Annotated in this window: 8 protein-coding genes; all 8 read right to left on the bottom strand. The window is 69.5% G+C overall.

Annotation, left to right across the window (positions count from 1 at the left end; all coding sequences use genetic code 11):
* Window positions 1–20: 20 nt before the first annotated feature.
* The 8 genes from Msi02_RS41060 to Msi02_RS43750 all read right to left on the bottom strand — a co-directional run bounded on the left by Msi02_RS41060 (window position 21) and on the right by Msi02_RS43750 (window position 12427).
* Entirely contained in the window at window positions 21–872 is an 852-nt protein-coding gene (locus Msi02_RS41060) for a sugar phosphate isomerase/epimerase family protein (RefSeq protein WP_204053126.1), read from the bottom strand.
* Complete coding sequence (locus Msi02_RS41055) at window positions 869–2080, bottom strand: substrate-binding domain-containing protein (RefSeq protein ID WP_204053125.1); 1212 nt, start codon at window positions 2078–2080, stop codon at window positions 869–871. The genes Msi02_RS41060 and Msi02_RS41055 overlap by 4 nt, the downstream gene beginning before the upstream one ends.
* 13 nt (window positions 2081–2093) lie before the next feature.
* Window positions 2094–3026 carry an ABC transporter permease gene (locus tag Msi02_RS41050; protein WP_204053124.1) on the bottom strand — a complete coding sequence of 311 codons (933 nt, stop codon included), beginning with the start codon at window positions 3024–3026 and terminating at the stop codon, window positions 2094–2096.
* Window positions 3023–4024: an ABC transporter permease gene (locus tag Msi02_RS41045; protein WP_239109293.1), complete on the bottom strand. Its 1002-nt coding sequence runs from the start codon at window positions 4022–4024 to the stop codon at window positions 3023–3025. The genes Msi02_RS41050 and Msi02_RS41045 overlap by 4 nt, the downstream gene beginning before the upstream one ends.
* The gene (locus tag Msi02_RS41040; protein WP_204053138.1) at window positions 4021–5445 is read right to left on the bottom strand and encodes a sugar ABC transporter ATP-binding protein; all 1425 of its coding nucleotides are present in this window, start codon (window positions 5443–5445) and stop codon (window positions 4021–4023) included. The genes Msi02_RS41045 and Msi02_RS41040 overlap by 4 nt, the downstream gene beginning before the upstream one ends.
* 728 nt (window positions 5446–6173) lie before the next feature.
* Window positions 6174–7988 carry a ThuA domain-containing protein gene (locus tag Msi02_RS41035; protein ID WP_204053123.1) on the bottom strand — a complete coding sequence of 605 codons (1815 nt, stop codon included), beginning with the start codon at window positions 7986–7988 and terminating at the stop codon, window positions 6174–6176.
* A gap of 117 nt (window positions 7989–8105) precedes the next feature.
* The gene (locus tag Msi02_RS41030; protein ID WP_204053122.1) at window positions 8106–10955 is read right to left on the bottom strand and encodes a lectin; all 2850 of its coding nucleotides are present in this window, start codon (window positions 10953–10955) and stop codon (window positions 8106–8108) included.
* Between the two features lie 131 nt (window positions 10956–11086).
* Window positions 11087–12427, bottom strand: coding sequence for an RICIN domain-containing protein (locus Msi02_RS43750; protein WP_239109290.1), 1341 nt, complete (start codon window positions 12425–12427; stop codon window positions 11087–11089).
* Between the last annotated feature and the right edge of the window lie 80 nt (window positions 12428–12507).

Here is a 12507-nt window from a genome sequence, read left to right as displayed (position 1 = left end):
AAGGCGTGAGCCCTCTCGGCTCAGGGGGAGGGTCGGGTGGTCAGGTCGAGGGTGCGGAGGAAGGCGAGGCCTTCGGTGGCGAGGGCGTCCTGGCTGGGGGCGAGGGGACGCCAGACTGATGCGGCAGTGGCGATGGTCTTGTTGTCGGCGGTGAAGGACTCGATCACGAGCGGGCCGCCGTAGTTCACGTCGCGGACGGCCGCGGCGAAGCCCGTCCAGTCGAAGTGGTCGCTGCCGGGGGCGCCACGGTCGGTTCCGCATACCTGGAGGTGCGCGATCCTGGCGCCCGCCAGCCGGACGGCCCGGAGAGGATCCTTCTCCTCGATGTTCATGTGGTAGGTGTCGAGAGCGAGCCCGCATTCCTCCGGGAGGGCTTCGAGCGCCTGCTCGACGGTGTTGACAACGCTGGTCTCGTATCGGTTGAGCGGTTCGACGCCGATCCGGACCCCGCGTTCGGCCGCGTAGGCGACGACCGGTTTCAGGTTCTCCCTCAGCTCTGCGTAGAGAGCGTGCCGCTCGTCCGGGCTCATCCGCCAGGCCCGGCCGACCGACGCGTAGGCGGGTCCGCTGACCGCCGGCGCACCCACGGTCACCGCCACGTCCACGCAGTGCCGCAGGTAGTCCTGGGTCTCCTGGACGCTCTGCCCCGGGGCGCCGACGAGCTCGCGTCCCGGTGGCATCGTGAGCACGACCGACGCGCCGAGGCCGAGCCCGTCCAGGAGGGCCGCCGCTCTTCCGGGGTCCCAGTCGCCGGGCTGCTCGACCGGCAGCTCGACCACGTCGAATCCCCATCCCGCGATCCGCGGCGCGAGGACGGCCAGGGACTCGTCGGTGAGAGGCGAGACCCAGACCCACGTGTTGACTCCGATCACGACGTGCCGCCCCACTTCTGCGGGTAGCCGGGCAGGTTTTCGCAGCCGCACAGGGCGTAGTGCAGCGGCGGCATGCCGGGCTTGAGGTAGGTGGCGAGGTTCTCCTGGGTGATCGTCGGTTGCGGAAGGTTCCAGACCTTCGGCACCTGCTCACCCTTGAGGATCTTGAGCGCCGCGATGACGGGGGTGCGCCACTGGTAGGTCGGATAGGTCGGAGCGACGGCGGTCAGCTTCGCGTCGCTCCACTTCTTCAGGAAGTCCTGCTGGTCCTCGCCGTTGATCGGCGGCACGGGCTGGCCCGCGTCCTCGAAGGCCTCCACGGCCGCGACGGCCGTGGCACCCGCGTCCATCCAGACTCCGTCGATCTTGCCGTAGCGCTGGATGTAGTCGCTGACGACGCTCTTGGTCTTCGCGGCGTCACCGTCGGTGAACTCAACGCCGACGACCTTGAGGTCGCTCTTGTCGAACGCGACCTTCGCCGCCGACCACCGGGTCTCCAGCACGTCCACACCGGGCAGGATGCGCAGCGCCAGGATCTTCCCGCCGGGCGGCACCTTGTCGATGAGGAACTCGGCCGCCGCGGCGCCGAAGGCGTAGCCGCCGATCGGCTTGATGAAGGTGACCGGGCAGTCGGTCTGGACGCCCCGGTCGAACACGATGACCGGCACCTTCGGGCAGGCCCCGGACACCGCGGGCGTCAGCGTGGCCGTGGTGTTGGGGGAGACGATCAGCGCGTCGCAGCCCTTCCCCGTCAGTTCCGCGATGTCGGAGATCTGCTTGTCGTCCTTGCCCTCGGCGTCCAGGGCGGTGAACTTCGTGATCTCCTTGTGCAGGGCGACCTCCGCCTGCATGGTCTTCCAGCCGACCTGCCGCCAGGGATTGTTGACGGCGGCGTTGGAGAAGCACAGGTGGTACGGCCCCGCCTTCTTGTACTTGGCGGTGTCGACGAACTGCGGATCGATGCTCTGTTCCCACGGCTTGTCCGGCGAGCCGGTCGGCTGCGCCCGGCGCATCGCCATCTGGGCGTCGTAGTCGGCCTGCACGAAGAACTTCGACTGCGCCCCGGTGCCCTTGTCCTCCGACCCGGTGGACCCGGCCGGCGCGGCGGAGGCGGAGGGCCCGGGCTTGTCGCTGGTGCACGCGGCCGCCGACAGCGTCAGCACGGCCAGCGCGGCGGAGGCGAGGAGCCGCCGCGAATATGAACGCATGGTTGTCCTTCCATCACGAGGCGGCCGCGGCTCTTCTGCGTGGGAGGCTCACCGCTCCCAGCGCCACCGCGGCGATGATGATCACACCCTGTACGGCCGGCTCCACCGCCCCCGAAATGCCGTACAGGTTGAGCAGGGTGAACAGCGCCTCCAGGGTGAAGGCGCCCGCCATTGCGGCGACCACAGAGCCGCGGCCGCCCCCGAGGGCCACGCCGCCGAGCACGACAGCCGTGATTGCCTGGAACTCCAGGCCCTGGCCGACCTGCGCGGACACCCCGGCGAAGCCACCGAGCAGAATCGCGGCGACCGCCGCGGACAGCCCGGAGATCATGAACGCCACCGTCCGCACCCGGGCGACCCGGACGCCGGACAGAGCGGCGGCCCGGTCGTTGTCGCCGGCCGCGATCAGCGTGTGGCCGAAGCCGGCACGCATCGCGCAGATCGCGGCGGCCGCCACCGCGGCGAGGATGAGGACCGACCAGGGCACCGGGCCCAGGCTCCCCCGGCCCAGCTCGCGGAACTGCGGGGACAGGGCGCCCCGGGGTGCGCCGCCCGTCCAGAGGAAGATCGCTCCCGAGAGGATCAGCAGCATGCCGAGCGTCGTGATGAACGACGGGACCCGGAGCAGGGTGGTGACGGTTCCGTTGACGAGCCCGGTGAGCAGTCCGAGAACGATCAGCAGGGCCAGCACGGGCCAGGTCGCCGCCGCGGAGCCGTCGATGAGCCGGGCGGCGATCACCACCTCGGCGGTGATGAGGGAGCCGACCGACAGGTCGAACTCGCCGGACACGATGACGAAGTACTGCCCGGCCGCGAGGATCACCAGCGGCGCGGCCCGTTTGACGAAGGCGAGGAAGGCGGGCGGCTCCAGGAAGTACGGGTTGGCTATCGCGATCGCGACCAGCAGCCCGGCCAGCACCACGAAGATCGGTAGCGCGCGTCTCATGTGGTCCGCCTCCTGCGGGCGTAGATCGCCAGGGCGGCCACCAGGACCACGCCCCGCACGACGTCCTTGGCGAAGGAGTTGACCTCCAGCTGGTTGAAGATGCTGTCGAGGACGGCCAGGAGCAGAACTCCGCCGACGGTCCCGGCGACCCCGCCGCGGCCTCCGGCCAGGGCGGTCCCGCCGAGCACGACCGCCGCGATCGACTCCAGGTCGTACCCGCCGTCGGTCCCGACCGTCGGCGCGCCGGCGCCGAGCCGGGAGGCCAGCAGCAACCCGGCGATCCCGGCGCAGACCGAGCAGAGCACGTGGGCGGCGATCACGACCCGCTCGGTGCGCACTCCCGACAGTCGCGCGACCTCGGCGTCCCCGCCCACCGCGTAGATCCGGTAGCCCAGCCGCGTCCGGCTGAGCAGGAGCCACGCGGACGCCGCCACCGCTGCCCACAGCAGCGCCGACACCGGGATCGGCCCGATGCGGTCGTACCCGAGATGCTGGAAGGACTCGGGCACACTGCCCGCCGGCCCGTCGTACCGCTCGTCCAGCGCGCCTCTGATGATCAGCGCGACCCCGAGCGTGGCGATGAAGGCGTGCACCCGGAGCCTGGTGACGATCAGGCCGTTCACCAGGCCGACCGTCGCGCTCACCGCCAGCACCGCGGCCACCGCGGCCGGTACGCCTCCGTCGGCGCCCGCCATGATCTCGGCCGCGACCAGCGAGGTCAGGCTGATCAGGTAGGCCACCGACAGGTCCAGGCTCCCGGCCAGGATCACCAGGGTCTGACCGACCGCGACGATGCCCAGCGCCGCCGATCGCTGCTGGATCCCGACGATGTTCTCCTGGCTGAGGAACCGCCCGCCGTCCAGGGCGAACAGCAGCCAGCCCAGCACGATGAGCAGGGCCAGCGCCACATAGACGGCACGCGCGGGCCGGTCGGCCGACAGCCGCCGCAGGAACGAGCCCTCGGCCCCGCCGCGCCGGAGCTTCAGTTGCTGGGTCACGATGCGGCCGCCAGGTGCATCACGGCCTCCTCGGTGGCGCCGGCGGGCAGCTCTCCCGCTATGCGCCCGTCCCGCAGCACGAGGATGCGATCACTCATGCCGATGAGCTCGGGGAGCTCGGAGGAGATCATCAGGATGGCCGTGCCGTCACGGGCGAGTTCGCGCATCAGCTCGTGAATGACGGCCTTGGCGCCGACGTCGACGCCGCGGGTGGGTTCGTCGAACAGCAGGACGCGCGGCGCGACCGTCATCCACTTGGCCAGCACGACCTTCTGCTGGTTGCCTCCGGACAGCAGCCGGACCTCCTGGGTCGGCCGGGGCGGCGTGAGCCGCACGCGCTCGAGCAGCCGCTCGATCCCGGGCCGGCGCGTCCCGGCGGCCCGGGCGACGAGCAGGGCGTTGTCACGCACGTGCTGGTTCAGCAGGAGCCCTTCGGCCTTGCGGTCCTCGGTGACCAGTCCGATGCCCGCCGCGATGCCCTCGCGGACCGAGCGGGGCCGGCAGGGCGTCATCTCGCCGCTGGTGAAGGGCTCCGCGCCGAACAGCGCCTTGGCCAGCTCGGTGCGGCCCGAGCCCTGCAGCCCGGCCACCCCGACGATCTCCCCAGCGCGCAGGTCGAGGTCGATGCCGTGCAGGCGGGCGTTGCCCCCGCCGCGCACGCTCAGCATCACCTCTCCGGGCGGCTCCGCCGCCCGGGGCGGGTAGTAGGAGTCCAGCTCCCGGCCGACCATCAGGCGGACCAGAGTCGCGGTGTCCAGGCTCGAGGCCTCCGCGGTGGTGACCCGGGCACCGTCCTTGAGCACGGTGATCCGGTCGGCGAGCTCGAAGATCTCGGGGAGCCGGTGGGAGATGTACAGAACCGCGATGCCGCGCCCGGTGAGCCGCCGCACCAGGGTGTAGAGCAGCTCCACCTCGTGGTCGGCCAGCGCGGCGGTCGGCTCGTCCATCACCACGATCCGGGCGTTCAGCGACAACGCCTTGGCGATCTCGACGACCTGCTGCTGCGCCACCGAGAGCCGCCGGACGAGATCGCGAGGCCCGAACGACTCCTCGCCGAGCGAGCTCAGCAGCTCACCGGTCGCCGACTCCATCGCCGCCCGGTCGACCAGACCCCGCCGGACGGGTTCCCGGCCGAGGAAGACGTTCTCGGCCACCGTCCGCTCCGGCAGCAGGGTGAGCTCCTGGTAGATGATGGCCACCCCGGCCCGCTGCGCCTCGATCGGGTGCCCGAACGCCACGCTGCGGCCGTCGATCTCGATCGTCCCCTCGTCCGGAGTGTGCACCCCGGCGAGGATCTTCATGAGCGTCGACTTGCCGGCGCCGTTCTCTCCCACCACCGCGTGGACCTCGCCCGCGGACGCCTCCAGGTCGACCCCGTCGAGGACCCGGACGCCCAGGAAGCTCTTGCCGATGCCGGTCATCCTCAGCACGCGACCCGCCTGTCGAGACGTGCCGCCGGGCCGGCAGGGACGAGTCTCCGCGCCGTACGGGGTGATGACTCATGCACGGGGATCTCCTAAGGGGGGTGGAAGTCGTGCCGGGCCCGGCGTGCGGCTCACCGGGCCGGTCGCCGGGGAGGAGGGCCCGGCGGCCGGCCGACGCGCGTTCCGCTCCGGTGGACGGGGTGACTCGGGCGGAGGTTCAACCTGGTCCGGGGGAGCGGTCGAAGCGATTCGGGAAGAAAATAGGTCTACAAAACTTCTGATGTCAAGCATGCTTATTTACTTGCTGAGGAGACTTCTTCTCTCACACCCAGACATAGTTTCGCCGTCTTCCTGCGGAAGTCGCCCTCTAACAGGAAAATGACCGTGCTGTAGCGTCCCAATACCCTCAAGTCCACGAGGAGTGGAGGTCTTGCATCCAAGGGGTTCGGAGCAAAATGAGTATGAAACTTTCACGCCCATGTCGGGGCAGTACCGGCTTCTTGTCATACATGTGGGCCCTCTCTCCGGGCAGAGAGCCGAATACCCTGACATGGGGAAAGGGACTCTCGTAGCCATTTGGCGAAAAACCGCCGAATCGGCACGCCATCCGAACTAAGAAAAGCCGGCGCGGCCCCCGATCAGGGCCGCGCCGGACGTGATGCCGGGTGCGGTGAGGCGGGGTGGGACCCGGAGTCCCCCGCCGCTCCCGGGTGGGACTGATGGCCTCAGGCGCGGGTCCACTTCTGGTTGTTCTGACCGTTACAGGCATAGATCTGCGCCTTCGTGCCGTTGGCGGTGCCGCTGACGCTGAGGCACTTGTTCGCGCCCACAGCGGTGATGCTGCCGTCCGCGTTGAAGCGCCACTTCTGGTTGTTCTGCCCGTTGCAGTCCCAGATGATCACGCTCGTGCCGTCGGCGGTGCCGGCGCCGTTGACGTCCAGGCACTTGCTGCCGTAGACCCGCAGCTCACTCGCACTGGTGGAGGTCCACTTCTGGTTGTTCTGGCCGTTGCAGTCCCAGATCAGCACCGTCGCACCGTTGGTCTGGGACGCGCCGTTGACGTCCAGGCATCGGCCCGACGCCACACCCCGCAGCGCGGTCGTACCACCCGCAGGCGGCGACGGCGACGCGGAAGGGGACGGCGACGGCGACGGCGAGGGGGACGGGGAGGTCGATGGGCCGCTCAGTTCCTTGACCCGGATGTTCCGGAAGGACACCACATCGCCGGACCCGTGGTTCTGGATGCCGATGTACCCCTGTTGCAGGGATCGGGCCGGGTCCGTGTTCGTGAAATCATTGATCTTGGTGCCGTTGAGGAACACCTGCAGCCGCTCTCCCTGCACGAGCAGTTCGTAGGTGTTCCACTGACCCGGCGGGTTCAGCGCCGCGTCACGTGCGGCGAGGTCGGCCGACTGGAAGCCGTAGATCGCTCCGGTCGTCTTGTCCGCGGTGTCGGTGGCGTCGATCTGGACCTCGTACCCGGTGTCGAGGGCCGTCTGGGGGTCGCTGGTGGCCGGGAATCCGACGACCACGCCGGAGTTGGAGTCACCGGTCATCTTCCAGTCGAGCTTGAGGGAGTAGGAGCCGAACTCCTTGGCGTTGTACCACAGCATGCCCATGCCGCCCTGGGAGGTCAGCGTGGCGTCGCTGTTGGCGAACGAGCCCGGCCCGGCCTGCGTCCAGCCGGTGGTCGATCCGTTGTACAGGGTCGTGTAGCCGGTCTCGGGACGGCAGTCGGCGTTCGTGGCCTTGGCCGCGTAGCGGATGCCGCCGAGCAGCAGGGTGCGGAAGTTGGAATCGGCGTACGACTCCTGGGTGTGCCCGAGACCGGTGTAGAACGCGCGGCCGGACGCCTGCGGGTGGCACCAGGTGATCGGGTGGTCGCCCATGTTCCCGCCGCTGTAGCTGCTCTCGTTCAGGCTCTGCAGCACGTGCACGTTGGCGCGCGGGTTGGTGCGGTAGTTGTACCACTCGTCGGTGCGCGTCCAGGTCTGGCCGAGATGGGCCGTGGCCGCGTGCGCCCGGTCCTCGTTCCGTACGGTCGCCTGCTGGATGGCCGGGTGGTTGTTGAACCAGGCCCCCATCAGCTGCCCGTAGTAGGGCCAGTCGTATTCGGTGTCGGCGGCCGAATGCACCCCCACGTAGCCGCCTCCGCCGTCGATGTACGACTGGAAGGCGGTCTGCTGGGAGGCGTTCAGCACGTCGCCGGTGGTGCTGAGGAACACCACGGCCTTGTACTGCGCGAGGTTGCCCGAGGTGAACGCGTTCGCGTCCTCCGTGGCGTCCACCGCGAAGTCGTTGGCCGCGCCCAGTTCGCGGATGGCTTGGATGCCGGCGGGGATGGAGTCGTGCCGGAACGCGGCCGTCTTGGAGAACACCAGCACCTTGAAGGCGGCGGCGTGGGCGGGGATGGCGGGGATCACCGTCGCGGCGGCGGCGGTGAGCGCCACCGCGGTCACCGACAGGCGTCGCAGCACGGATGTCTTCCGGTCGCTCCCCGCGACGCGCCCGAGCGCGGCGGGGGTCAGATGTCGCAGCATGGGTGTCCTTCCGTCGCGGCGCTCGGCGCGGCCCCCTTCTCTGGTCGAGGGCGGGGCCGTGCCGGGCGTCGCATCAATTGGTGGATCGGATGGTGGGGAGTGGCCTCTGGGATGGCGTCAGACGCGGGTCCACTTCTGGTTGTTCTGGCCGTTGCACGTCCAGATCAGCACCTTGGTGCCGTTGGCGGTGCCGCCGCCGTTGACGTCCAGGCATTTGTTCGCGCCGACGGCGGTGATGGTGCCGTCGGTGTTGAGGCGCCACTTCTGGTTGTTCTGGCCGTTGCAGTCCCAGATGATCACGCTGGCGCCGTCGGCCGTGCTCCCGCCGTTGACGTCGAGGCACTTGTTGCCGTAGACGCGCAGTTCACCGGCGCTGGTGGAGGTCCACTGCTGGTTGGCCTGGCCGTTGCAGTCCCAGATCTGCGCCTGCGCGCCGTTGGCCTGCGAGGCGCCGTTGACGTCCAGGCACCGCCCCGACGCCACACCCTTCAGCGCACTCGTGCTCGCCGAGGGCGACGGAGAGGGCGACGGGGAGGACGACGTGCCGGTGTCGAAGGTGAAGGCGTCCAGATCGAACAGGTAGCCCTGTCCTGTCGCTCCGCGGAACACCAGATACAGGGTGGTGGTCCCCGCCGGCGCGCCGCTGAGGTTCGCCGACACGTCGGTGAAGGTCTCCCAGCCGCCGGTGGCCGCCACGTTCACCGTACCCAGCAGCGTGCCGGTCGCGGAGCCCGCCCGCACCTCCAGCCGGCCGCCCACGCCACCGGACGACACCCGTGCGGTGATCTTCGTCGCGTTGCTCAGGTTGTAGGGCTGGAAGGAGATCCAGTCGCCGTCGTCGGTGAAGCCGACCGTCTTGCCGCCCTCGGCGGTGGTGTGGTCGGCCGTCTGCACGCCCTGCTGGGCGCCGAAGTGCTCGGCCTGGCGATGCCGCGGCTGCAGCGTCCGGACGACGGTGGTGGTGAGGCCGCCCTTGTCGGTGTAGGACGCCTGCAGCACCCCGTAGATGTTGGCCGCCGAGTCGTGCTCACCGTCGACCGGCACCGCGATCGACCCGGAACACCCGGACTTGGAGGTGATCTGATGGGCGTGGCTGTCGTGCCCGAGGAAGTAGGTGACGGTCACCGTCGAGCAGTCGATCGTCCCGTCCTCGGGGTCGGACACGGCGACCTGGAAGGGCACCGTGTCGCCGAAGGAGAACAACTGCCCCTCCACCGGCGAGGTGAGCGTGACCGACGGCGCGGTGTTGCCCACGTTCACGGTCACACTCGCCGTGCCGGTCAGCCCCTGCGGGTCACGGACGGTAAGGGTGGCGGTGTAGGTGCCGTCCGTGGTGTAGGTCTTGCTCGGGTTGGCCGCCGTGGAGGTGGTGCCGTCGCCGAAGTTCCACGAGTACGTCAGCGCACCGCCCTCGGGGTCGGAACTGCCCGCTGAGGAGAAGCTCACGGTCAGCGGAGACGGTCCCGAGGTCTTGTCGGCGGAGGCCTTGGCGATCGGGTTGCGGTTGGCCTTGCCGATGTACTCGATCCGATACAACGCCTGATTGTTGCTTCCGGTGCCGTAGTCGAGCACGTAGAGGGCGCCGTCGGGACCGAAGGCCATGTCCATCACCTGGGTGCCGCTCCAGGGGAAGGCGGAGATCTCCCCGTAGGCGCCGTCCGACTTGACCTCGATCGCCTTGATCCAGCGGCGGCCGTACTCACCCGCGAAGAACCGCCCGTCGAGCGCCTGCGGGAACTTGACGGCGGAGTTCAGGTTCGGGTCGTAGCGGTAGACCGGACCGCCCATCGGCGACTCCGACCCGGAGCCGAACTCCGGCGGCGAACCGGCGTCCCCTCCGTACCTGATCCAGGCCGGCTTGGCCGCCGGCAACGTGGTCAGCCCGGTGTTGCGGAAGGAGTTGTTGGTCGGCCCTCCCGCGCAGTTGTACTTCGGTCCTGTGCTGTTGGAGGCGAAGTTCCACTCGTTGTAGGTCTCGCTGGTGGTGTTCGTGCCGGTGCAGTACGGCCAGCCGTAGTTGCCCGGACTGGTGATCCGGTTGAACTCCACCTGCCCGCTCGGCCCCCGGTTGGAGTTGGTCGACCCCGCGTCCGGCCCGTAGTCGCCCAGATAGACGACGCCGGTGGCCTTGTCCACGCTCATCCGGAACGGGTTGCGCAGGCCCATCGCGTAGATCTCCGGCCGCGTCTTCGCCGTACCCGGGGGGAAAAGGTTCCCGCTGGGGATCGTGTAGGTGCCGTCCGGCTGCGGCTTGATCCGCAGCAGCTTGCCGCGCAGGTCGTTGGTGTTGGCCGCCGTGCGCTGGGCGTCGTACTGCGGGTTGCGGTCGGTGCGCTCGTCCAGCGGCGAATACCCGGCCGACTCGAACGGGTTGCTGTCGTCGCCGGTGGTCAGATACAGGTTGCCGGCGGCGTCGAAGTCGATGTCGCCGCCCACATGGCAGCACATCCCCCGGTCGTTCGGCACCTCCAGCACGACCTTCTCACTGCTCATGTCGAGCGTGTCGTCGGACTTCAGTGTGAAGCGGGACAGGTTCAGGTGTCCCTTCCACTGGTCGAACTGCGACTGGGTGCCGTTGCTGGGCGCGTCACCGGTCGGCGTGCTGAGCCGTGGCGAGTAGTAGAGCCAGACGTAGCGGTTGGACGCGAAGTTCGGGTCGACCGCCACACCTTGAAGGCCCTCCTCATCGTGGGTGTAGACGTTGAGCTTGCCGGCCACCTTGGTGTTGCCGTTGACATCGGTGACGCGCAGCGTGCCGTCACGGGCCGTGTGGAGGACCGACCGGTTGGGCATCACGGCCAACGACATCGCCTCACCCAGCTCCGAGCCGCCCGACGCGAGCGACACCTGCTGGTAGTCGGACGCCGGGATGGTCAGCGCGTTCGCCGGAGCGGAGGTGAGCGCCAAGGCTCCGGAAGTGATCAGCGCCATCGTGGTCAGCGTTGTGAGCCACGGACGTCGGGACATCGGCTTCCTTCCTGACAGTCAAGGATCAGTAAGGGCAGAGCGCGCGCCGCCGCGCTGTTGCGGAGTTCTGCTTCGTGCCCAGAGGGGTGCCGCCTCTGGTTTCCTCATCGGGTCGGACGACGAGGGCGCCGTCAGACGCGGGTCCATTTCTGGTTGGTGCCGCCGTGGCAGGTCCAGATCTGCGTCTTGGTGCCGTTGGCGGTGCCGGCGCCGGACACGTCCAGGCATTTGTTCGCGCCGACGGCGGTGATGGTGCCGTCGGTGTTGAGGCGCCACTTCTGGTTGTTCTGGCCGTTGCAGTCCCAGATGATCACGCTGGTGCCGTCGGCCGTGCCGGCGCCGTTGACGTCGAGGCACTTGTTGCCGTAGACGCGCAGTTCACCGGCGGTGGTGGAGGTCCACTGCTGGTTGGCCTGGCCGTTGCAGTCCCAGATCTGCGCCTGGGCGCCGTTGGCCTGGGACGCCCCGCTGACGTCCAGGCACCGCCCCGACGCCACGCCCCGCAGCGCCCCCGTGGCCGGCGGAGGACCCGTCGGAGTCGAGCTGGGAGTCGCCGTCGGGCTGGCCGTCGGGCCGCCTCCGGGCGGGTCGAGCGGGCAGCTTGCCATGTACTTGGAGATGCCGCTGGCGTTGGACAGCGTCGGGCACAGGAACGGCGCGTAACGGGTGTCCTTGTCGATGAACAGCTTCAGCCAGACCATCATGGTGCGGGCGAAGGCACCGGAGTTGCCCCCGCCGCCGCCGGCGGGGAAGCCGTGGCCCTCGTTGGCGATCTCGACGTACGCGCGCTCGACGTCGGCGGGAATCGTGTTGTAGGCGTTCTGGGCGTACTGCGGGGTCACCGTTCCGTCGGCCTGGCCGGCGAAGATGACGGTGGGGCTCTTGATGCCCGACAGATTGCCGTTGGGCACGTACGGCGCCTGCCCGACCGCGGTCAGGAGCGAGGGCCGCTGGGTGGCCGCGAGGAGTGCGCCTCCGCCGCCCATGGAGTGTCCGCCCACCGCCAGCCGGCCGCGGTCGACCCGGTCACGCACCGGACTGCTGTTGACCAGGTAGTCCAAGGCGGCGAGCAACTGGGTGGCCCGGGCGTCGGCGTAGTCGTTGAGGGTGTTGGTCTCGATCCCGATCACGACGAAGCCGAACGAGGCGAGTCTGGGGCCCTGCCAGGCGTAGTAGCTCCAGGCGGTGCCGAAGCCGGGGGCGATCGCGATGGCGCCGAACGTGCCCTGGCTGGTGTCCGTCGGGTAGTAGATGACCCCGCCACCGAATCCGTTGCCCCTGGGGACGGTCACCTGGGCGGTGGCGAAAGGACCGCGGTCCGCGGCGATGCTCGCCGCGGTGGGGGAGGGCCCGCGCTCGTAGGGATTGCCCGCAGCGGATGCCGCGGACGGCCCTGCCGCCAGGCCGGCGATGAGCAGGAGAACGGCGGCGATCCCGGCGAGGATTCGGGTGCGCGGGCGTTGCGGTCTCATCGGGTACGCGTGGAGGGCTCGGTGTGGAGCCGTCCCCGGGACTTCCTGTGAATGCACTGCCTGCTCCTGGAGGAGGGGGA

The sequence above is a fragment of the Microbispora siamensis genome, assembly GCF_016863095.1.
Lineage (GTDB): Bacteria > Actinomycetota > Actinomycetes > Streptosporangiales > Streptosporangiaceae > Microbispora > Microbispora siamensis.
Note: the sequence above shows the minus strand (reverse complement) of the source record. Positions and strands in the feature narration are given on the sequence as shown.